19 protein-coding genes are annotated in these 21,832 nt (G+C 71.2%); 11 read left to right on the top strand and 8 right to left on the bottom strand.

From position 1 onward, the window contains the following. Positions 1-94 precede the first annotated feature (94 nt). Both STRIP9103_RS41200 and STRIP9103_RS41195 read right to left on the bottom strand, forming a co-directional pair. Positions 95-1,687, bottom strand: a complete 1,593-nt coding sequence (locus STRIP9103_RS41200; RefSeq protein ID WP_009338828.1) for a zf-HC2 domain-containing protein — start codon at positions 1,685-1,687, stop codon at positions 95-97. Continuing rightward, positions 1,684-2,265 carry a sigma-70 family RNA polymerase sigma factor gene (locus STRIP9103_RS41195; RefSeq protein ID WP_009338911.1) on the bottom strand — a complete coding sequence of 194 codons (582 nt, stop codon included), beginning with the start codon at positions 2,263-2,265 and terminating at the stop codon, positions 1,684-1,686. Before STRIP9103_RS41195 ends, STRIP9103_RS41200 begins: the two co-directional genes overlap by 4 nt. A 506-nt stretch (positions 2,266-2,771) precedes the next feature. Between STRIP9103_RS41195 and STRIP9103_RS41190 the strand changes: the two genes are divergently transcribed. Then, positions 2,772-3,179 (top strand): STAS domain-containing protein, encoded by a 408-nt coding sequence (locus STRIP9103_RS41190; protein ID WP_048821962.1) that lies wholly within the window; start codon positions 2,772-2,774, stop codon positions 3,177-3,179. 218 nt (positions 3,180-3,397) lie between these two features. After that, on the top strand, positions 3,398-3,910 hold the full coding sequence (locus tag STRIP9103_RS41185) for an EF-hand domain-containing protein (protein WP_009338900.1): 513 nt from the start codon (positions 3,398-3,400) through the stop codon (positions 3,908-3,910). Here STRIP9103_RS41185 and STRIP9103_RS41180 read toward each other — a convergent pair. Further along, on the bottom strand, positions 3,889-5,397 hold the full coding sequence (locus STRIP9103_RS41180; RefSeq protein ID WP_009338845.1) for a class I adenylate-forming enzyme family protein: 1,509 nt from the start codon (positions 5,395-5,397) through the stop codon (positions 3,889-3,891). The two genes, STRIP9103_RS41185 and STRIP9103_RS41180, sit on opposite strands and share 22 nt — an antisense overlap. A 176-nt stretch (positions 5,398-5,573) precedes the next feature. Here STRIP9103_RS41180 and STRIP9103_RS41175 point away from each other — a divergent pair, with 176 nt between their 5' ends. From STRIP9103_RS41175 to STRIP9103_RS41160, 4 genes are all read left to right on the top strand, one after another. Continuing rightward, positions 5,574-6,767, top strand: a complete 1,194-nt coding sequence (locus STRIP9103_RS41175; RefSeq protein WP_009338830.1) for an amidohydrolase family protein — start codon at positions 5,574-5,576, stop codon at positions 6,765-6,767. A 20-nt stretch (positions 6,768-6,787) separates the two neighbouring features. After that, positions 6,788-7,939, top strand: a complete 1,152-nt coding sequence (locus STRIP9103_RS41170) for an acyl-CoA dehydrogenase family protein (protein WP_009338898.1) — start codon at positions 6,788-6,790, stop codon at positions 7,937-7,939. A gap of 59 nt (positions 7,940-7,998) precedes the next feature. Further along, complete coding sequence (locus STRIP9103_RS41165; RefSeq protein ID WP_009338904.1) at positions 7,999-8,895, top strand: acyl-CoA dehydrogenase family protein; 897 nt, start codon at positions 7,999-8,001, stop codon at positions 8,893-8,895. A 496-nt stretch (positions 8,896-9,391) separates the two neighbouring features. Beyond that, the gene (locus STRIP9103_RS41160; RefSeq protein WP_086019393.1) at positions 9,392-9,955 is read left to right on the top strand and encodes an ATP-binding protein; all 564 of its coding nucleotides are present in this window, start codon (positions 9,392-9,394) and stop codon (positions 9,953-9,955) included. Positions 9,956-10,564: 609 nt separating this feature from the next. On the opposite strand, the gene STRIP9103_RS41155 is transcribed toward STRIP9103_RS41160, so the two are convergent. Continuing rightward, complete coding sequence (locus STRIP9103_RS41155; RefSeq protein ID WP_009338821.1) at positions 10,565-11,509, bottom strand: cyclase family protein; 945 nt, start codon at positions 11,507-11,509, stop codon at positions 10,565-10,567. Positions 11,510-11,614: 105 nt separating this feature from the next. Between STRIP9103_RS41155 and STRIP9103_RS41150 the strand changes: the two genes are divergently transcribed. From STRIP9103_RS41150 to STRIP9103_RS41140, 3 genes are all read left to right on the top strand, one after another. After that, positions 11,615-12,526: an SDR family oxidoreductase gene (locus STRIP9103_RS41150; RefSeq protein ID WP_009338874.1), complete on the top strand. Its 912-nt coding sequence runs from the start codon at positions 11,615-11,617 to the stop codon at positions 12,524-12,526. A gap of 203 nt (positions 12,527-12,729) precedes the next feature. Beyond that, entirely contained in the window at positions 12,730-13,911 is a 1,182-nt protein-coding gene (locus tag STRIP9103_RS41145) for an acyl-CoA dehydrogenase family protein (protein WP_009338909.1), read from the top strand. Between the two features lie 12 nt (positions 13,912-13,923). Continuing rightward, entirely contained in the window at positions 13,924-15,000 is a 1,077-nt protein-coding gene (locus STRIP9103_RS41140; RefSeq protein WP_048821949.1) for a Zn-dependent alcohol dehydrogenase, read from the top strand. A 54-nt stretch (positions 15,001-15,054) separates the two neighbouring features. Here the strand turns inward: STRIP9103_RS41140 and STRIP9103_RS41135 are convergent, their stop codons facing one another. Then, positions 15,055-16,134, bottom strand: coding sequence for a GlxA family transcriptional regulator (locus STRIP9103_RS41135; RefSeq protein ID WP_009338859.1), 1,080 nt, complete (start codon positions 16,132-16,134; stop codon positions 15,055-15,057). 71 nt (positions 16,135-16,205) lie between these two features. On the opposite strand from STRIP9103_RS41135, the gene STRIP9103_RS41130 reads away from it, so the two are divergent. Then, positions 16,206-17,573: an MFS transporter gene (locus tag STRIP9103_RS41130; protein ID WP_078614221.1), complete on the top strand. Its 1,368-nt coding sequence runs from the start codon at positions 16,206-16,208 to the stop codon at positions 17,571-17,573. Positions 17,574-17,697: 124 nt separating this feature from the next. Next, positions 17,698-18,255, top strand: a complete 558-nt coding sequence (locus STRIP9103_RS41125; RefSeq protein WP_078614220.1) for a hypothetical protein — start codon at positions 17,698-17,700, stop codon at positions 18,253-18,255. Between the two features lie 13 nt (positions 18,256-18,268). Here the strand turns inward: STRIP9103_RS41125 and STRIP9103_RS41120 are convergent, their stop codons facing one another. The 3 genes from STRIP9103_RS41120 to STRIP9103_RS41110 form a co-directional block, all read right to left on the bottom strand. Then, the gene (locus STRIP9103_RS41120) at positions 18,269-18,943 is read right to left on the bottom strand and encodes a flavin reductase family protein (protein ID WP_181811106.1); all 675 of its coding nucleotides are present in this window, start codon (positions 18,941-18,943) and stop codon (positions 18,269-18,271) included. A 79-nt stretch (positions 18,944-19,022) separates the two neighbouring features. Further along, positions 19,023-19,850 (bottom strand): enoyl-CoA hydratase/isomerase family protein, encoded by an 828-nt coding sequence (locus tag STRIP9103_RS41115; protein WP_009338906.1) that lies wholly within the window; start codon positions 19,848-19,850, stop codon positions 19,023-19,025. A gap of 76 nt (positions 19,851-19,926) precedes the next feature. Next, positions 19,927-21,832 (bottom strand): acetate--CoA ligase family protein (locus tag STRIP9103_RS41110; RefSeq protein WP_009338810.1); only part of this gene is annotated, 1,906 nt, incomplete at its 5' end.

The raw sequence follows: 21,832 nt of genomic DNA, 5'->3' as shown, positions 1-21,832 counted from the left end.
CGACTGCGGGTGGTTTCTTGGCCGCGGGCAGTCGTGCCGCTGGGGCGATGGGGCCCGGCCGACCGAAGCTGCCGGGCGCCCAGGTGGCCGGTGGCTACATGCGGCTCAACGACGCCGCCGCGAACAGTACGTCTCGGATCGCCGCGCGGTCACCCAGCTGACCCGCGGCGGCCTCCTCCGGCGGTACGTGGCCCGCGGCCAGGCGGCAGAACTCGACGCCGTCGAGGGCCACATGGGCGACCTCGTGGTCGGCGGAGCCCAGGGCCGCGGGGGAGTCGAGCGGGATGAGCCACTCGCCGCCGCCGGAGCCCTCGATCTCCAGGCGGAGGGTACGGCCGGGCGCACCGGTCGGGGTCAGATGGCGGCCGGACGGTGGCGACGCCAGCCCCGCCCGGCGGCGCTCGGCCAGCACGAGGGGCAGCATCCGGGCCGCCAGGTCGATCATGCCGTGCAGATGGCGCCCGGAGGGTGCCTCGTACGGGTAGTCCACCGCCTCCGCGATGTCCTCCGCATGGATCCAGCACTCGAACGCGCGGTCGAGCAGCGCATCCCGCAACGGCAGTTCGAAACCGCCGTACGACACCCACAGCCGCCCCGGGCCCCATGACCCGCTCACGGGGCCGGTGACAACACCGGTCCCGTCCGTCCCACCGGTTCCCTCCGTGTCATAGGCCTTGTCGACGCCGTCGGCGCCCTTGAAGGCCGTCGTCCGCACGATGCCACGGCTCTGCGCCCGCCACGGTCCCCGGATCGAGCGGTTCGGCGGGAAGGGGGACGCCTTCCAGAACGCCTCGGTGCGCGCCTCGGGCGTACGGTCGTCCGGGACCGGCACCTTGAGCTGGTCGAGCGGGTCCTCCAGGCCGAGCGCGGTCGCGACGAGACCGTCGACGCTCAGCAGGTGGGCGATGACCCCGGCGACGGTCGTACGACGGCTCACCGGCCCCTCGCCCTCGAACCAGCGCAGCTGTACCGGGGCGTGCCAGTCCGAGCTGTCGATGTCCTGGAGCAACGCGTCGAGCCGGGCCGCCTCCGCGTCGTACGGGGCCGCCCAGAGCGGTACCGGGATACGCGGAGGTCGGCGGCCCAGACAGGTGTCCAGCACCTGGTTGCGCAGGGAGGGGGCCAGGTCGAGGCTCTCCGGCTGCTGCAGCAGGCCCACGGCTTCCCGTAGCCGCCGGGCCTCGTCCGCACACGACCCGCACACCCCGAGGTGCTCCTCCACCGCCAGCGCCTCCTCCGCCGAGCACGCCGTCAGAGCCCAGGCCCCGAGCAGCGCCTTCAGTATGGGATGCTCCAGCACGAGGGGTACGTGGGGCATGCGCGGCGGCAGTACGAGAGGTGCCGGCGGCGCGGGCGGCATCTCCTCCGCCTCGGACTCAGCCTCGGGCGCGGGGGCCGTTTCCGGTACCGCGTCCGGCAGCGGAAGTCCCGTGTCCTCCACCGAGGTTCGCGGCAGCGGTATGCGCGGCGGCCTGCTCGGCTCGTCGCCGTCACCGCCGCCCGTGTGGCCATCGCCCGCGGCACCACCACCCAGGGGGCCGTCGCTCACAGGACCCCCACCGGTGGGACCGCCGCTCCCAGGGCCGCCACCCGCCGGACCACCAGGCGCCCGAGGCTCCCCGGCCCCGCCGTCGGTGCCCTCCGGCCCCTCGTCGTACGCGTCGAAGCTGTGGGTGCCGCCGTTCACACGGCACCCCCGTGTTCGGGTGGGGTGCCGGAGAGGCGGGTGTCGTGGGCGGTGGCGAGGAGCTGGAGGCCGAGGCGGAGGCGACGGCGGGCCTCGTCCTCGGTGACGCCGAGGTCGGTGGCGGTCTGGCGGTAGTCGCGGCGCTGGAAGTAGGCCAGTTCCAGGGCGGCCCGCAGGGGCGTGGGCATGGCCTGCACTATGTAGTCGGCGCGGGCGGCGACCGAGGCGCGGTGGACCTTGCGTTCCAGGTCCTCCGTGGTGCCCTCGCCGCCCTGGGCCAGCGCGGCGGTCTCGGTGGCGCGCAACCGCTGCACGGCCAGGCGGTGGGTCAGTGCCGCGACCCAGGAGCGCAGGGGGCCCTCCTTGGGGTCGTACGCCTCGGGGTTCTCCCAGACCTGGGCGAACACCTCGCGGGTGATGCCGTCGGCGGCCCGCTCGTCGTCGAGGACGCGGTGGGCGAGGCCGTGCACGAGGGACGCGAACCGGTCGTACAGCTCACCGAGCGCCGCCGCCTCGCCGTGCGTCAGTCGTTGTTGCATCCTGCGGTCCCAGCGGGGTGGTGCGTCCTTCGTCGCCATACGGCCCCCTCGCCCCCGCTCGTACCTGCGCCGTTCCTGATCGCCGAGCCATCGACCCGGCCCCGGTCCTGCCTGCGTCCAGCCTGTGTGCACTGCTTTCTCGAATGTAGTCGGCACTGCTGACCGCGCACGCCCCTTTATGCCAATGTGCGCCCCCCCGCGGGGCCGAAGATGGTATGGATCTGCTCCGAGCTCCTCCGCGAAGCGCTTTCCGGCTGCCCACGTGGGCGTCTGTCCACCCTCATGTCCACCCTTACGGGCCTCTTCGCATCGCTGTGCGATATCCACCCTGCGCGAAATCGACCACATGGCAATGCTGTTGGTCCATTCTCGATCAATATGTGATCACGTACGACCGTACTCGATGGAAAACGCACCGAAAAGGTCCATGAAATGGCTTGCTTACCATGCGCTTTCGGTGCGATACGGGTGTTTCATGGAACGACGGCGGGGCAGCCGCGCAGCAGGAAGCGGTGTTGTGGCTTCCGGTTCAGCGACTGAGAGGCATCGCGGTGACGTTCGAAGTGACCGACGGCGAGCAGGGTGAGTGGGCCGTGCTGCGTGTGTCAGGAGAGATGGATCTCGTCACCTCTCCGGTCCTGCGCCAACGGGTGCACGAGGCGGTGGCGGACGGCCGCCGAAGTCTCGTCCTCGATCTGTCGGGGGTCGTCTTCTGCGATTCCAGCGGTGTCGGCGTCCTCATCGCCACCCGCCGCCTCATCCGCTCCTGCCAGGGCCGGCTCCGTCTGATCCTCCCGGCCGACGGCAGGGCGGGCGGCGGCCCGGCGGAGGGCGCGCACGTCAACCGCGTCATGGCCGCCCTCGGCGTCCGCCGCCTCTTCGACGTCCACCCGGACGTGGACTCGGCGGTCGCCCCCGCATCCGACGGCGAGGCCGACCCCCTCTCGGCGTGACCGGGCTCCTGCCGATGTGACGCGCTCCTCGTACGCCAAGTCCCCCGCACGCGCTGGTGTGATGTCCATCACCCGACGATGTCCCGGTGGCCACACTGTTGTCCTGGAATTCCCGCAGTCTTGGTACAAGCGCCGCTTTCGTGCTCCCTCCCGGCCTCCGACGTCGTACGCTCCCTGGCGAGAAGCACCCCACTTGACGTAAGGCGGGCCCGAAACACATGGTCAGCAGCGAGTACGAGCGCAGGATCGCCGCCCGGTTCGCCACCTTCGACCAGGACGGCAACGGCTGGATCGACCGCGAGGACTTCAGCGCGGCGACCAAGGCGGTACTCAACGAGTTCGGCACCACCGCCCGGTCCGACAAGGGCCAGGCCCTGTACATCGGCGCCGAGGCCTTCTGGCAGGGCATGGCCGGGATAGCGGACCGGGACGGCGACCAGCGCATCACCCGGGACGAGTTCGTGAACGGCGCGGTCAAGCGGCTGCGCGACACCCCCGACCGGTTCGCCGAGATCGCCCGCCCCTTCCTGCACGCGGCCCTCGCCGTCGCGGACGCCGACGGGGACGGCGCGGTCACGGTCGAGGAGACCGCCCGGGTCCTCAAGGCCCTCGGCGTCCCCGAGCACATCGCCTCCGCCACCGCCGCCGCGCTCGACACCGACGCCGACGGCAAGGTGAGCGAGACGGAGATCGTGACGGCCTTCGCCCGCTACTTCACCGTGCCGGAATAGCGCTCCCTGAGCTTGTACTTGAGGACCTTCCGCAAGGTCTCGTTGCGCGGAAGGGCGTCCACCACCTCCAGCCGCTCCGGCAGCTTGTGCACGGACAGCCCTTCCGCGCGCAGATACGAGGTCACCGCCTCCAGGGTCAACCCGGCCGCCCCCGGCGGCTGTTCCACCACCGCGCACACCCGCTCCCCGCGCTCCGCGTCCGGCAGCCCGATCACCGCCACATCGCCCACGGCAGGGTGGCGGTGCAGCAGGTCCTCGATCTCCTTCGCGGAGATGTTCTCGCCCTTGCGGATGATGACGTCCTTGAGACGGCCGGTGAGGACCAGATGGCCCTCCTCGGTGAGACGCCCGAGATCACCGGTGACGAAGAACCCGTCGGCGTCGAAGGCCTCCGCCGTCTGGGCCGGATCCAGATACCCCTGGCAGACGGCCTCCCCCCGCAGCCTCACCTCCCCGTCCACGATCCGTATCTCCATCCCCTCCGGCGGCCGTCCCTCCGTGGTCGCGAGGTTCTCCACCGTGTCGTCCGGCGCGCCCATCGTGATCATCGGCACCTCGGTCATGCCGTACCCATGGGTGAGCTGCACGCCCATCTCGCGTACGACCCAGTGGTACAGCTCGGGCGGCTTCGGCGCCCCGCCGCCCGCGAGCAGCCGGAGCGTCGGGACGACCGGGGTCCCCGGCTGTTTGCGCTGCTCGGCGAGGAACATCGAGTAGAACGCCGTCGAGCCCCCCGCCACCGTCACCCCGTGCTTGCGGTAGCCCTCCAGCGCGGCCGGCAGCGCGAAGTGCTCGAACAGCACCGCCGGGAAGCCGTACAGCAGGAGCATCACCAGATAGTCGGGGCCGCCGATGTGCGCGTACGGGAAGGCGATCGAGCCGACGTCGTCCTGGGTGAGCCGCAGCGCGTGGGCGAGGCAGGAGCCGCCCGCGATGAGCGAACGGTCCGTGTGCAGTACGCCCTTGGGGTCGGAGGTGGTGCCCGAGGTCCAGTAGATCCAGCGGACGGCGGTGCCGTCGACGGGCGGGGCGGGGAGCGCGTCCGGGTCGCCCTCCGGGAGCGTGTCGTACGCCTCGAAGATCCCCTCGGCGTCGAGCCGCCGCGCCATCTTCGTGTGGTCGAAGCCCCGCCACTCGCCGGGCACCGCGAAGAACTCCGCCTTCGACTCCCGTAGCGCGAAGCCGACTTCGCGATCGCGGTAGAAGGGGATGACCGGGGACTGTACGGCGCCGAGGCGGGCCAGGGCCAGGGAGAGCAGGACCGTCTCGATACGGGTGGGCAGCTGCCAGGCGACGACCGTGCCGGGGCGCACGCCCCTGTCGTACAGCCCGGCCGCGACCCGTTCGGCGCGGGCGCGCAGCTCGCCGAAGGTCAGTGTGCGGTCGTCCTGGAGGAGGACGGGCCGCTCGGGGGTGAGGTCGGCGCGACGGGCGACCAGTTCCCAGAGGGTGCGGGACTCGCTGAGCGCGTGGGCGGTGTCGTTCACGGCGGCCCCCTGCCAAAGAGAGCTGACGGAGTGTCAGTTAGTGGGCAGAGCGTAGGGCCGGGCGCCTTGTCGGTCCAGGGGCGGGCCACTAGCCTTCTTGAGGAGACTTATCTGACGGACCATCAGATAAGTCATCGGGTACCCGTCGGGTACGCACTCCAGGCGGAGGGGACCTCATGACCGAACTGCCCCGCATCATCAGCGTCGACGACCATGTGATCGAGCCCGCGCACCTCTTCGAGACCTGGCTGCCGGCGAAGTACCGGGACCGGGGGCCCCAGCCGCTCACCGCCGGGATCGGTGAGCTCGCGTACATCGCCGGGAAGTACCGGATCACGATGGACCCGGAGGGGCAGCCGACCGACTGGTGGATCTACGAGGACCTGAAGTTCCCGTACAAGCGGAACATCGCGGCCGTCGGCTTCGACCGGGACGAGATGACGCTGGAGGGGATCACCCGGGAGGAGATGCGGCGCGGCTGCTGGGACCCCAAGGCGCGGCTGGCGGACATGGACCTCAACCATGTCGAGGCGTCCCTCTGCTTCCCCTCCTTCCCCCGCTTCTGCGGGCAGACCTTCGCCGAGGCGCACGACAAGGAGGTCGCGCTGGCCTGCGTGCGCGCCTACAACGACTGGATGGTCGAGGAGTGGTGCGGCGACAGCGGCGGCCGGCTGATCCCGCTGTGCCTGATCCCGCTGTGGGACATCGACCTGGCCGTGGCGGAGATCCGCCGCAACGCCGCCCGTGGCGTCCGCGCGGTCACCTTCTCCGAGATCCCGACCCACCTCGGGCTGCCGTCCATCCACTCGGGCTACTGGGACCCCTTCTTCGCCGTCTGCGAGGAGACGGGCACGGTCATCAACATGCACATCGGCAGCAGCTCGCAGATGCCGGCCGCCTCGCCCGACGCACCCCCCGCCGTCCAGGCGTCCCTGTCCTTCAACAACGCGATGGCCTCGATGATGGACTTCCTCTTCAGCGGGGTCCTGGTGCGGTACCCGCGCCTCAAACTCGCCTACAGCGAAGGGCAGATGGGCTGGATCCCGTACGCCCTCGAACGCGCCGACGACGTCTGGGAGGAGCACCGCGCCTGGGGCGGGGTGCGGGATCTGATCCCCGAGCCGCCGTCGACGTACTACTACCGGCAGATGTTCTGCTGCTTCTTCCGCGACAAGCACGGGGTCGCCTCGCTGGACGTCGTCGGGCGGGACAACGCGACCTTCGAGACCGACTACCCGCACGTCGACTCGACCTTCCCGCACACCAAGGAGGTCGCCCTCGACCATGTGAAGGGCCTCGACGACGAGACGGTCTACAAGCTGATGCGCGGCAACGCGATCCGCATGCTCGACCTGGACTTCGACAAGTAGCCCCGGGCGGGTCGGCTGTCATGGATCTCGCGTACACGCCCGAGGAGGAGGAGTTCCGGGCGAGGCTGAGGGAGTGGCTGGCGAAGGCGCTCCCGTCGCTGCCGCCGAAGCCGTCGCCCGACGACTGGCCGGGACGGCGCGCGTACGACCTCGGCTGGCAGCGGATGCTGTACGACGCCGGGTACGCCGGCCTGCACTGGCCCGTGGACGCGGGCGGCCAGGGCGCCACCCCCACCCAGCACCTGATCTACCTGGAGGAGACCGAGAAGGCGGGCGCCCCGTACGTCGGCGCCAACTTCGTCGGGCTGCTGCACGCCGGGCCCACCATCGCCGCCGAGGGCACGGCCGGGCAGCGGGCGCGCTGGCTGCCGCCGATCCTGCGCGGGGAGGAGGTCTGGTGCCAGGGCTTCAGCGAACCGGACGCCGGCTCCGACCTCGCGGCGCTGCGCACGCGCGCGTGGCGGGACGGCGACGAGTACGTGGTGACCGGGTCCAAGATCTGGACGTCCCACGCCGAAGTCGCCGACTGGTGCGAGCTGCTGGTCCGCACGGACGCGGACGCCCCCAAGCACCGCGGTATCTCCTGGCTGGCCATGCCCATGAACGCGCCCGGCGTCACCGTACGGCCCCTGCGCACCCTCGCCGGGTCCACCGAGTTCGCCGAGGTCTTCCTCGACGAGGTACGGGTGCCGGTGGCCAACCGGGTGGGGGACGAGAACGACGGCTGGCGCGTGACCATGGTGACCCTGTCGTTCGAGCGGGGCACGGCCTTCGTGGGTGAAGTGGTCGCCTGCGGACGGGTGTTGGGGGAGGTCGCGCGGGAGGCGCGGGCGAACGGGCGTTGGGACGACTCTGCCGTACGGCGGCGGCTGGGGCGGTTGAACGCCGAGTTCCGGGCGTTGTGGCGGCTGACCCAGTGGAACGTGAGCGAGGCGGAGTCCTCCGGAGGGGTGCCGGGGGTGGGGGGTTCGGTTTTCAAACTGAGGTACTCGCGCGCGCGTCAGGAGCTGTACGACGTGGCGGCGGATGTTCTCGGGCCGGCCTCGCTGGATCTCGAGCGGCCGTGGGTGCTGGATCGGCTCGGTTCGTTGTCGTACACGATCGCTGCGGGCACCTCTGAGATTCAGCGGAACATCGTGGGGGAGCGGATCTTGGGGTTGCCGAAGGGGTGACGTGACGGTTCGTTGGGGGCGCGCGGTCGTACTCGGCACTGACAAGGGGCTCTTTCGTCATGCGGTTTCAACTCAGCGAGGATCAGCGGGCGTTGCGGGACGGCGTCCGAGGGCTGCTGGCCCGCCGGTTCGGGCGGGAGGCGTTGCGGGCGGCCGTCGATGAGTCCGGTCGACTGGACCGGGCGCTCTGGCGGGAGTTGGGGGCCGCCGGGGTTTTCGCTCTGTGCGTGCCTGAGACCGACGGTGGGGTGGGGCTCGGGTTGCCCGAGGCCGTGTTGGTGTTCGAGGAGGTGGGGCGGGCGTTGGTGCCGGGGCCGTTGGTGGCCACGCATCTCGCGGCGGGCGCGGTGCCGGGGGCGGCCACCGGGGAGGTCGTGGTGACCGTCGTCGGGCCCGGGGGACTGGTGGCGTGGTTGGACGCGGCGGATGTCGTACGGGGGGACGCGGGCGGGGCCGTACCGCTGCGGTCGGTCGATCCGTTGACGCCGTTGCATCGGGTGCCGGGGGGTGGCCTCTCGGGGGAGCCGGATCCCCTCTTCGTGCTGTTGACCGCCGCCGAACAGCTCGGTACCGCCGTGCGGTGCTGTGAGGCGGCCGTGCAACATGCGCGGACCCGGGAGCAGTTCGGGCGGCCCATCGGGGCGTTCCAGGCGGTCAAGCATCTGTGCGCGGAGTTGCTGGTACGCGTGGAGGTGGCTCGGGCGGCGGTGTACGCGGCGGCCGTGACGGCCGACCCCGTGGACATCGCGGCGGCCCGGCTGTTGGCCGACGAGGCCGCGGTGCGCGGGGCCCGCGACTGTCTTCAGGTCCACGGCGGAATGGGGTTCACCTGGGAGGCCGACGTACATCTGTGTCTGAAACGTGCGTGGGTACGGGCAGAATGTGGCGGATCGATCACGGACAGTGAGGAGTTGCTGGCGGGGGAACTGTTGATCGAGGCGGGCGATCGTCGCTGACCAGGGCCGTCTTGGAAGTGTGTGGCACGGCATCGCCCGAGTGCCGCGGAATGTGGCATACCGGAATTACCGAGCGTTGATACCGGGTTGTGTCCTAGGTGTGACTTGTCACGGCCTGGAGTCGGAGTTCCGCTCCGGTACCTTCTGGGGGATGCGAGCGGTTCCGAGGTCGAGCCCGTCCGGTGTTGCCCCTGTGGTGACCCCGGGATCGGCGATGCGCGCCGCAGGTGAAGTGGGTCGGAGCCTCGTCGCTCCGGTCTGTTCGACTCCCCGCGATGAGCGTCGCACAGTATGCCGTATGCGTACTCCTTCGCGCTGGAATATGCCCGAAGCGCTTGTTGGGGTGACTGTACGTCAACCATGCTGTCTTTTAAGGGAATCACGTTCCGTGATTCCGGTGCCGACGACGGTGGAGTCGGCCAGACGGAAGATGACCACGATCGTGGCCCCTGAGGGGCGTGCGGAGATGTGTCCGCCGGTTCGGATGGTGTGAGCGGTGCAGGTGCTTCAAGTGCAGCTGGAGATCCGGCCCGACCCCGCGGAGGTGGGTCGGGCCCGGAAATGGGCCCGTTCACGGCTCGCGGGGTTCGGGATAGGGGCGGATGAGCCGCTGGCCGAGACGTTGATCCTGCTTGTCTCCGAGTTGGTCACCAACGCCGTGGTGCACACCGGTCGTCCGGCCGTGCTGCGGCTGTTGATGTCCGGGCGGCGGGACGGGACCATCGGCACGGTTCGGTTGGAGGTCGCCGACAACTGTGCCTGTGCTCCCGCTCCGCGGTGTGCCGACAGGGACGAGACCGGGGGGCGGGGGCTCGCCCTCGTCGAAGGGCTCGCCGATCGGTGGGGGTGGAGTCGTGAGGGCGCCGGCAAGCGGATCTGGTGCGAGCTGGATCGGGTGGTGCCGGGGGTGGTCGGTGCGTCCGGTGCGGGGGATGTGGTGACGCCGGTCGTCCATCCGGCGGGCAGTGCGGTCACCGGCGTGGCGGCTGCGGCCCGCGAGGAGCTGGCCCGGGAGGGGTGGGCTGCGGTGCGGGAAGGGTTGGCGTACGAGGTGGTGTAGCCGCCGCCGGGGTTCGGCTGGGCGTTGGGTTCGGTTGGGCCGGGGTTTCTTGGCGCCCGGGGGTGGTGCCGGCCGGGGCGGGGTTTCGCTTACCGGCGCGTGCAGGGTGCCGCTGCGCCCACCCGTGCCGCCCCAGCGGCACGATTGCCCGCAGCTATGTGGGCGCGGGGAGCTGCGTGATCGGCCACACGCCACCCGCAGTCGCCGAATCACCCGTACCCCCGAGCTACTTGGCGGCGCGCGGCGTCGGCGTACGGCGCGTTGTGGCATGGGGTCGGCGGAGCCCGGGGCGGAGTGCGCCGCCGCGTGCTTCTGTACGCGGCGCCGCGGCGCAGCTGCCGAACGGTAAATCCCCGAAGGGGTGTTGACGCGCCATGTCCATTTGATCACGCTTGTGTTCATCGATTCGCCGTGAGGGGACGACGAGGGCTTCGGTGACGCAGGCCCTCGACGAGTGTGGGTCGTGTTTCGGCGTCGGCTCCCGACTGGGCCCGGGAAGCAGGGCGGGTACGCCGAAGCCGGATGGCGGCGCGCGGTGCCGTGCTCGGGGCGGGCAGAGGCGCGCCGCCAGCCGACCCGGAATCCCAGGGGAACGCAGAGTCGTACGGGTTACAGGATCGCCACCGGCGCCACCGGGGTTCCCGTGCCGCCTGTGAACGGTTCCGGCATCGCGGAGAGCAGGAAGTCATAGCGGCCGGATTGTCCACAGGCTGTGGACAATTCTTCGAGATTCCAGTTTTGACCCTGTGGCATGCCCATTTCGACCAGATGGAGCGCGTGCACCGGTAGCCACAGGTCCTCGATCTCCGGTGGGAAGATCTCGAAGGTCAGGGTGTCATTGGCGACGGCGGCGACATCGCGTGCGTGGAACCACTCAGGGGTGCGCAGGGACAGGCCGGGCGAGGGGTACGCGTACGCGTGCTTGTCGCCGGTGAGGTAGGCCTGGATCTGTCCGGTGCGGACGAGGACGATGTCGCCGGCGCGAACGCGGGTGCCCGTCAACTCCTCGGCCGCGTCGAGGTCTTCGGGCGTGACGGCGTGATCGGAGGGGAGACGGTCGCCGGACGACAGGCCGAGCGCTCGGGGGACGTCGAGGAGGACGCCGCGCGAGACGATGTGGCGGGCCTTGTCGATGCCGGCGAACGTGGCGCCGGCGTGCGGGGTGATCGTGCCGGCCGGGCGGCCGTTGTAGACGCGGCCCGAGTGGGAGACATGGGTGAGGGCGTCCCAGTGGGTGGCCGCCTGCAGCCCCATGGTCACGGCGTCGTCGCTGCACGCGACCGTGCCCGGGCCGAAGATCTCCTGGTTGATCTGCACCATGACGTGCAGCGGGTTGACCCGGCCCGGCATCATCCCGGTCTGCACGCCGTCCTGCTGGAGAGGGAGTGCGAGCGGGACGCGGCGCCCTGAGCGGACGCGGGCGGCGGCCTCTCGTACCACCTCGTCGGTGATCAGGTTGAGCGTGCCGATCTCGTCGTCCGTTCCCCACCGGCCCCAGTTGTTCACGCGCTTGGCGATATCGGTGAACGCGGCGAACTCGGTGGGCGGTGACATCGGCCCTCCCCGGGGCTTGTGTGGGTGTATCTGACGGGTCGTAGAATCGCCGTGCGTGCAGATCTAACGGTCCGTCAGAAACCGCGATGAGGGGAAGGGGCCGGGGTGGGAAACTTCTTGGCAGGCAAGGTCGTCGCCGTCACGGGCGCGGGGCGGGGGATCGGCCGCGCGGTCGCCCTCGGCGCGGCGGCCGAGGGCGCGCGCGTCGTCGTCAACGACTACGGGGTGTCCGTCGACGGCTCCGAACCGACCAGTTCCGTCGCCGAGACGGTGGTCAAGGAGATCGAGGCGGCCGGGGGCGAGGCGGTCGCCGTGGCCGATGACGTGTCGACGATGGCGGGTGGGCAGCGGGTCGTCGACACGGCGATTGAGTCCTTCGGGCGGATCGACGGGGTCGTGTGCGTCGCCGGGATTCTGCGTGAGCGGATGCTCTTCAACATGACCGAGGAGGAGTGGGATCCGGTCGTCGCCACACATCTGAAAGGCACGTTCACGGTGTTCCGGGCCGCGTCCGCCGTCATGCGGAAGCAGCGGGCCGGAACCTTGATCGGGTTCACGAGCGGCAATCACCAGGGGTCCGTCTCGCAGGCCAACTACAGCGCCGCCAAGGGTGGGGTGATCTCGCTCGTACGGAGCGCCGCGCTCGGGCTGCATCGGTACGGGGTGACCGCGAACGCGGTGGCGCCGGTTGCCCGTACGCGGATGTCGGCCGGTGTGCCGGTCGAGTTGACCGAGATCGGTGAGCCGGAGGATGTGGCCGCGTTCGTGGTGTACCTGCTGTCGGATCGGGCTCGGGAGGAGCGGATCACCGGGCAGGTGTACACGGTTGCCGGGCCGAAGATCGCGGTGTGGGCGCAGCCGCGGGAGCTGCGCTCGGCGTACGCGGACGGAGGGTGGACGCCCGAGCGGATCGCGGAGGCGTTGCCGGGGGTGGTGGGGGTGGATCCCATGCCGATGCTGGAGCGGGTGGAGGAGATGGCCCGGGCGGCGGCGACCGGGCAACGACCGAACGCCTGATGGCTCGGGGGTACGGGTGAATCGGCGACTGCGGGTGGTGTGTGGCTGGTCGCGCCCGCGCGGCGGTAGCCGCGGATTCAGTGCCGTCCCGCGCCCCTTTGGTATCCGGCGGCTCCAAGTCCCGCTTCACTGCGGGCAGTCGTGCCGCTGGGGCGACAACGTTCAGGGCAAAGGTTCCAGTCGGCCAACCTAGGGCGGCACGCATGGAGTTCGGGTTCAGCGAAGAGGACGAGGGGTTCCGGGCGGAGGTCAAGGCCTGGCTTGCCGCTCATGCGGGGGGCGGCCAGGACCGGCGTACCTGGGAGCGGACCCTCGGCGCCGCCGGGTGGATCGGCCTCGGCTGGGGTGAGGCCGGTTACGGCAACCGCACCGCCGGCCTGATCCAGCAGGTCGTATGGGCCGAGGAGTACGCCCGCGCCGACGTACCGGCGAGGTCGGGACACATCGGGGAGAAGCTGCTGGCGCCGACGCTGATCGCGTTCGGGACGGAGGAACAGAAGAGGCGGTTTCTGCCGCCGGTCGCGCGGGGCGAGGAGCTGTGGTGCCAGGGATACAGCGAACCGGGCGCCGGGTCGGACCTCGCCGGGGTGCGCACCAGGGCCGAGCGCGCTGGGGACGGGTCGTACCGGATCACCGGGCAGAAGATCTGGACCTCGCTCGCCCACGAGGCCGACTGGTGCTTCGTACTGGCCCGTACGGAGGCCGGGTCCACGCGGCACCACGGGCTGTCGTTCCTGCTCGTCCCCATGGACCAGCCCGGCCGCATCGAGGTACGGCCGATCCGGCAGATGACCGGGACCAGCGAGTTCAACGAGGTGTTCTTCGACGGGGCGCACGCGCGCGTGGAGCACGTGGTGGGCGGTGAGGGCAACGGCTGGAGCGTCGCCATGGGGCTGCTCGGCTTCGAGCGCGGGGTGTCGACCCTCGCCCAACAGATCGGCTTCGCGGAGGAGTTGCGTACGGTCACGCGTACGGCTGTGGAGAGCGGTGCCGCCGCCGACCCCGTCGTACGCGATCGGCTCGTACGGCAGTGGGCCGAGCTGCGCGTGATGCGGTGGAACGCCCTGCGGACGCTGGGCGGTCCGGAGGAGCCCGGCGCGCCGAGCGTGGCCAAGTTGCTGTGGGGGCGGTGGCATCAGCGGCTCGGGGAGCTGGCCATGGAGGTACGGGGAGCGCGGGCGGCGGTCGGGCCGGCCGACTGGTCGCCGACCGAGCCGTACCGGCTCGACCCGCTCCAGCATCTGTTCCTGTTCAGCCGGGCCGACACCATCTACGGCGGTTCGGACGAGGTGCAGCGCACGATCATCGCCGAGCGGGTGCTCGGTCTGCCGAAGGAGCCGAGAGGGCCGAGGGGTCCGCGAGGGCCGGGAGAGCCGAAGGGCTGAGGGGGTGCGGGTGTGAGAGGTGTGGTGTTCGACGGTGCTCGGGTCGAGGTCGTCGATGACCTGGTGGTACGGGATCCGGGGCCCGGTGAGGTGCTGGTGGCCATTGCGGCGACCGGACTCTGTCACAGCGATCTGTCGGTGGTGGACGGGACGATTCCGTTCCCGGTGCCGGTGGTGCTGGGGCATGAGGGAGCCGGGGTTGTCGAGGCGGTGGGGGCCGGGGTCACCCATGTCCGGCCCGGTGACCATGTGGCGCTGTCCACCCTCGCCAACTGTGGGACCTGCGCCGACTGCGGCCGGGGCCGGCCGACGATGTGCCGCCGGGCGATCGGTCGCCCGGAACGGCCGTTCGCACGGGGGGAGGGAACCACCGGTGGCGAGCGGGGTACGGGGGGACTGTTCCAGTTCGCCGCCAACTCCGCCTTCGCAGAGCGGACCGTGGTCAAGGCCGTGCAGGCGGTGCGGATTCCGAAGGAGATTCCGTTGCCGTCCGCCGCGTTGATCGGGTGCGGGGTGTTGACGGGTGTGGGGGCGGTTCTGAACCGGGCGCGGGTGGACCGGGGCGACAGTGTCGTGGTGATCGGCGCCGGGGGGATCGGGCTCAATGTCATCCAGGGGGCGCGGATCGCGGGGGCAGTGCGGATCGTCGCGGTGGACGCGAATCCGGAGAAGGAGGCGGTGGCCAGGCGGTTCGGGGCCACGCACTTCCTGACGTCGGTGGGGGGCGTGCGGGATGTCCTTCCCACCGGTGCCGACCACGCCTTCGAGTGCGTCGGTCGCGTCGAACTCATCCGCCAGGCCATCGATCTGCTCGACCGGCGGGGCCAGGCGGTGCTCCTCGGTGTTCCGGCCGCCACCGCCGAGGCGTCCTTCCTTGTCTCCTCCCTCTACCTCGACAAGTCCATCCTCGGCTGCCGGTACGGATCGTCGAGACCGCAACGCGACATCGCCCTCTACGCCGAGCTGTACCGGGAGGGGCGGTTGCTGCTGGACGAGTTGGTCACGGCCACGTATCCGGTGGAGGACTTCGCGAAGGCGCGGGCGGACGCGGAGGCGGGGAGGGTGGCGCGGGCGGTACTCACGTTCTGACAGGGCCGGGGTTCCTCGGCGTCCTGGGCTGGTGCCGGCCGGGCGGGGTTCCGCTCACCGGCGCGTGCAGGGTGCCGCTGTACGGAAGGTTCGCCTGTACGCGGTCGGCGTCACGCCAAGTGCCCCCTGCAAATGCTGCCGCATCGACTGGGCCGTGCCGAAGCCCGCGGCGTGGGCTATCTGGTCGATGGAGAGGTCGGTGGATTCGAGGAGGTGGCGGGCCCGTTCGACGCGTTGCTGGGTGAGCCACTGGCCGGGGCTGACGCCGACCTCCTCGCGGAAGCGGCGCGTGAAGGTGCGTACGGACATGGACTCCTGCTCGGCCATGTCCCGGAGCTGGATCGGCTCGTGGAGCCGCCCGAGCGCCCACGCGCGGGCGGCGGTCGTGGTGGCCGACTGCGGCTCCGGCAGCGGCCGTTGGATGTACTGCGCCTGCCCCCCGTCCCGGTGCGGCGGCACCACCGTACGCCGGGCCACGCGGTTCGCGACCCCGGTGCCGTGGTCACGTCGTACGACATGCAGGCACAGGTCGATCCCGGCCGCGACGCCCGCGGAGGTCAGGACGTCGCCGTCGTCGACGAAGAGGACGTCCGCGTTGACCTCGACCTTCGGGAAGAGCCGCTGGAAGTGCTCGGTGTGGTACCAGTGCGTGGTGGCCGGGCGGCCGTCGAGGAGACCGGCGGCGGCCAGGATGTAGGCGCCGGTGCAGATGGAGACCAGCCGGGTGCCGGGGCGGACATGGGCGAAGGCGGCGGCCAGTTCCGGGGTGAGGACCCCCTCCTCGTACACCGGGCCGAGTTCGTACGACGCGGGGACGACGACCGTGTCGGCGGTGGCGAGGGCCTCCGGGCCGTTCTCGACGAGGATGTCGAAGTCGGCGTCCGTCCCGACCGGGCCGGGCGGCCGGATCGAGCAGGTGACGACCTCGTACAACCGCCTACCGTCCGCGTCCCGCGCCTTGCCGAAGATCCGCTGCGGGATGCCGAGTTCGAAGGGGAGCAGCCCGTCGAGCGCGAGCACGACGACGCGGTGGAGTGCCGGTCCGGGATCGGAAGCAGGGCCCAGCCGGCGGCGGCGGTCGGTTCGGTCGGGTCGGTCGGCTCGGCTGGCTCGGTCGGCTCGCTCAGTGCCCATGGCCCGATCCTAACGAATGCTGTCCTTCCGGCCACTCGTTTGCGATGACCGCAGGTCGGACGCTTGATGACATGAGCCAGACAGCCGACGCCCGTACCGCTGACGCCCGCACCACCAACGCCCGTACCGCCGACGTCCGTACCACCGACCAGGAGCCCACCGAGTCCCGCCGCACCCCTCGTCTCAGGCGCCCGCGTATCCATCGCGCATGGTTCGTCGTGGCCGTCACCTTCGTGACGATCATCGGGGCGGCGGCCTTCCGTTCGTTGCCGGGGTTGTTGATCGATCCGCTCAACCAGCAGTTCCACTGGTCGCGCGGCACGATCGCCTCGGCGGTGTCGATCAACCTGGCGCTGTACGGCCTGACGGCACCCTTCGCCGCCGCGCTGATGGACCGCTTCGGCATCCGCCGGGTGGTGGCGGTCGCGCTGACGGTGATCTCGATCGGGGCGGGTACGACGGTGTGGATGACGTCGGCCTGGCAGCTGATGCTCTGCTGGGGTCTGCTGGTGGGCCTCGGCTCGGGTTCGATGGCGCTGGCGTTCGCGGCGACGGTCACCAACCGCTGGTTCACGGAGCGGCGGGGCCTGGTGTCGGGCGTCCTGACGGCGGCCTCGGCGTCAGGACAGCTGATCTTCCTGCCGCTGCTGTCGTGGATCGTGGCGGAGCGCGGCTGGCGCCCGGCCGCCGTCACCGTGGCCCTCGCCGCGCTGGCCGTCGTCCCCTTCGTCTGGCTGCTGCTGCGTGACCACCCGGCGGACGTGGGGCTGAAGCCGTACGGGGCGACGGAGTTCGTACCGAAGCCGGCGCCGGTGCCGGGGGCGGCGGCCAGGGCGGTGAAGGTTCTGTTCTCGGCGATGCGGACGGGACCGTTCTGGCTGCTGGCCGGCACCTTCGGGATCTGCGGCGCCTCGACGAACGGTCTCATCCAGACCCACTTCGTGCCCGCCGCCCACGACCACGGCATGCCCATCACCGCGGCGGCCTCGCTCCTCGCCGTCATCGGTGTCTTCGACGTCCTCGGCACGATCGCCTCGGGCTGGTTCACGGACCGCTTCGAACCGCGGCGGCTGCTGGCCGTGTACTACGCGTTCAGGGGCCTGTCGTTGCTGTTCCTCCCGATCCTCCTGGCGCCCGCCGTACACCTCCCGATGGTCTTCTTCATCGTCTTCTACGGCCTCGACTGGGTCGCCACCGTCCCGCCCACCATGGCCCTGTGCCGCGCGCACTACGGCGACGACAGCGCCATCGTCTTCGGCTGGGTCCTCGCCGCCCACCAGGTCGGCGCCGCCCTCATCGCCTTCCTCGGCGGCCTCGCCCGCGACACCTTCGGCTCCTACGACGTGGTCTGGTACGCCTCGGGCGCGCTGTGCGCGGCGGCGGCGCTGATGGCGTTGGTGATACGGAGGCGGCCGGCGGGGACAGTGGCGACGGCCTGACCGGGGTGCCCGGTGGATCCGGGCATCCGCAGCCCGAGGGGCTGAGGATGGGCAACCCGAGGGCCCCGAAGTGCAACCTTCCCCGCCGGGGAACGCTCTCTGTGGGCGGGGAGGATTTCTGGTGATGTACATGGCGGCGGGGAGTGTGCCGAGCGCGGGCGGGAGCGGAGGCGGGGAGGCGGTCCGCAAGGGCGCCGAGCCGTCGGCCGTGTCCATGGCGGTGCTGTCCGTGGAGGGCGCGCTGGCGTGCGCGGTGCTGTTCGTCGTCGGGTACGACGCCCGGCTGGGCCCGGGGGGCGACGGCGGTGCCCTCGCGACGCTCGTACTGGCCCCGCTGCTGCTCCTGCTCGTCCTCTTCGCCGGCACGGTCCTGACCGTCGCGTACGTCCTGCCCGCCCTGATGCTGGCCCACTGGACCGGACGGCAGCTCACGGGCCGTACGGGCTGGTGGTGGGTGCCCCCGGCCGCCACGCTCTGGGTCCTCCCGATCCTTGCCGTCCCCTCCTGGCACCTCCCGGCCCTCGCCCTCTACGCCACCGTCCTGCCCCCGGCCCTCGCGGCCCACTTCACCCTCGTACGCGCGAACGAGGGCCGCCCGGTGCAGCCCTGCGGGGCGATCCTCACGTGGGGTGGGCTGGCGGTGGTGTGCGTGATGGTGGTGGGCGGGGTGATGGTGGCCTGAGGGCGACCATCCGTCAGGGCCGGAGCTCCCCGAACCGACCGCGGTGGAACAGCAGCGGGGCGGTGTTCTCGTCGTCCGTGCCCAGTGCCTCCACCCGGCCCACCACGATCAGGTGGTCGCCGCCGGTGTGTACGGCGTGGATGGCGCAGTCGATCCAGGCGGTGGCGCCGGTGAGGCGTGGGGAGCCGGTGGCGGGGGCCGGCGTGTGGTCGACGCCGGCGAACTTGTCGGCGCCGCTCACCGCGAAGCGGCGGCACAACTCGCTCTGGTGGGCGCCGAGTACGTTGACGCAGAAGACACCGGCACGGGCGATGCGCGGCCAGGTCGTCGACGTACGACCGACCATGAACACGACCAGCGGCGGGTCCAGGGACAGCGAGGAGAACGACTGGCAGGCGAAGCCGGCGGGGTGGTTGTCGCCGCCGCCGTCGGAATGGCTGCCGGAGGGGCCGTGGGGGTGGCCGTCGGCGTCGTCGGGTGCCGGGGCGGTGATCACCGTGACGCCCGTCGGGAAGTTGCCCAGTACGCGGCGGAACTCGGCCTGGTCGACCGGCGCGCGCTCGTCCTCGCCGACGCATCGCAGCTCGGGGCGCGGCAGCGCTTCGACGACCGGCCTCGCGGCCGTACCGCGACCCCGGTCCGCCTTGAGGTAGCGCACGGCGGCGGCTGCCATTCCCGCATGTCCCATCACACCGCCCATTGAAACTGACGATGCGTCAGAAGTGAAGCGGTCGGTGGTCATGGAGTTCGGGGACGGCGGACGGGACTCAGCGGCCCTCGTAGCGCGGGGTCCGGCGCTCCACGAAGCTCGCCACGCCCTCCCGGGCGTCCGCCGTCGTCATGTTGATCTCCTGTGCGGCGGCCTCGGCGGTGAAGGCGGTGGCGCGGTCGGTGTCGAGGGAGGCGTTGACGAGCTGTTTGGTGAGGGCGAGGGCGCGGGTGGGGCCGGTGGCGAGGCGTTCGGCCCAGTCGCGGGCCGTCTTCTCCAGGTCCTGGGCGGGGACGACGCGGTTGACCAGCCCGAGGCGTTCCGCGTCGGCGGCGGGCAGGGCGTCGCCGAAGAACATCAGCTCCTTGGTGCGGTGGAGGCCGATCAGCCGGGGGAGGAGGTAGGCGCCGCCGCCGTCCGGGACGAGGCCGCGGCGTACGAACACCTCGATGAAGCGGGCCTCTTCGGCCGCCAGTACGAGATCGCAGGCGAAGGCCAGGTGCGCGCCGATGCCGGCCGCCGTGCCGTTCACCGCCGCGATCACCGGCTTCTCGCAGTCGAACACGGCGGAGATGAGGCGCTGGGCGCCGAGACGGATGGTGCGGGCCACGTCACCGGGGACGCGGTCATCGGTGCCGGCTGACGCGCCGCGCAGGTCCGCCCCCGCGCAGAAGCCGCGGCCGGTCGCGGTGATCACGACGGCGCGTACGGCGGGGTCGGCGGACGCGTCCGAGAGCAGCCGGATCAGGCGTTCCCGCTGGTCGGGCGTGATGGCGTTCATCGCCTCGGGGCGGTTGAGGGTGATCCACGAGACGGCGTTGTCAGTGGCGTGCAGTATCAATGAGTCACGGGATTTTTCGGGAGGTTCAAGGGGGGAAGCGGACATGTGGATGCTCCTGTTCTCACGGGGAGTGATGAATGTCCTCGGTGTGTGGATGGACGTTCTGCGTGTGCGGTGGTGCTCAGCGGCACACCGCCAGCGCGTCCAGCGCCACGGCCCCCTGCCCCCTCGGCAGCACCATCAGCGGGTTGATGTCCAACTCCGCGATCTCGTCCCCGAGTTCGAGCGCCATGCGCTGCACCCGGAGGATGACCTCCACCAGGGCGTCCACGTCGGACGGGGGAGCCCCGCGGACCCCGTCCAGCAGGGCCCGCCCGCGCAGCTCGGCGAGCATCGCGCGGGCCTGGTCCTCACCGAAGGGCGGTACGCGTACGGCGGAGTCGCGCAGCACCTCGACGAGGACACCGCCGAGCCCGACCGTGACCGTGGGCCCGAAGAGGTCGTCGTGCGTGACGCCCACGACCATCTCCACGCCCCGCTCGACCATCTGGCAGACGAGCACGCCGTCGAGGGAGACGTCCTCGTAGCGGGCGATGTCGGTGAGTTCGCGGTAGGCGTCGCGGATCTGGCTGGCGGAGGTCAGCCCGATCTTCACCAGGCCGAGCTCCGTCTTGTGGGCGATCCGCGCGCCGGACGCCTTCATCACCACCGGGTAGCCGACGAGGCTCGCCGCGCGCACGGCCGCCGCCGCGCTGGTCACCAACTGCTCGCGCGGCACACGTATCCCGTACGCGCGCAACAGCTGCTTCGCCGCGTGCTCGCTCAGCTGCTGTCCCGGCCGCATCAGCGCCCGTGCCTTGCGGAAGGAGGGCGAGGGGGAGCGCGGGGCCTCGTCGAAGGGGGAGCGGTAGGCGGCGGTGAAGCGGGCGTGGTCGAGGTGGGCGCGGACGGCCGTGATGCAGTTGGCGAAGGTACGGAAGGTCGCCACCCGGGAGGACCCGAGCAGCGTCTCGCGGTACGCCGCCTCGGTGCCCACGGGCGACCCCCACACCACGCACACCAGCTTGTCCGTCCGCTCCGCCGCGTCCACCAGGTCCTGGGCGAGCTTGTCGCTCATCGGTGGGAAGGGCCCGGTGATGGGGCAGATCAGCACCCCCACCGCCGGGTCGTCGAGAATCGCGTCCAGGATGCGGGGGCCACGCCAGTCGCCCACCGGGTGCCCGCCGTTGTCGACGGGGTTCGCCACGCTCAGATACTCCGGGATCCACTGGTGCAGCTCGGCCTGCTTGGCCTCCGACAGCGTGGGGAGACACAGCCCGGCCTCGGTCGCCAGATCCGCGAAGTGCGCGCCCGTACCGCCCGAGATCGAATAGACGACGACACCGTCACCGTGGGCGCCGGCAGCGAGTGAGCGGGCGCCGGGGCTCGTCGGCCGAGCCGCCCGGGCCAACAGTGTCGCCGTGTCCTGGAGTTCGTCGAGGCCGTCGACGCGGATGACGCCGAACTGGCGCATCGCGGCGTCGACCACGGCGTCCGCGCCGGTGAGTTTGCCGGTGTGGGTGGCGGCGGTGCGGGCGCCGGTCTCGGTGCGGCCGACCTTGACGGCGACGACGGGGACGCCGCGCCGGGCGGCCCGGTCGGCGGCGAGGAGGAAGGCGCGGCCGTCCTTGAGGCCCTCGATGTAGCAGGCGATGGCGCCCACCTCGGGGCGTTCGGCGAAGTAGGAGATGAAGTCGGCGGTCTCCAGGTCGGCCTCGTTGCCGGTGGGGGCCCAGTGGGAGAGACGGACACCGAGTTCCTGGAGGGAGAAGACGGGGCGGCCCTGGTGGCCGGACTGGGTGATCAGAGCGATCGCGGGACCGTCGAGATCGTCGCGGAAGCGCTCGAAGGCGTTGAGGTTGGTGTTGGGGCCGAGCAGCCGCAGGCCGTCGGCGCGGGCCACGGCGGCGGCCAGCCGCTGCTGCGCGGCCGAGCCATCCGCACCGGTCTCGGCGAAGCCGGAGGCGAAGGCGACGGCGAACTTCACCTTGGCCTGGGCGAGTTCGTCGATCACGGGAAGGGGGTCGGAGACGAGCAGTACGGCGAGA

This window comes from Streptomyces ipomoeae 91-03 (genome assembly GCF_000317595.1).
Classification (GTDB): Bacteria; Actinomycetota; Actinomycetes; order Streptomycetales; family Streptomycetaceae; genus Streptomyces; species Streptomyces ipomoeae.
Note: the sequence above shows the minus strand (reverse complement) of the source record. Positions and strands in the feature narration are given on the sequence as shown.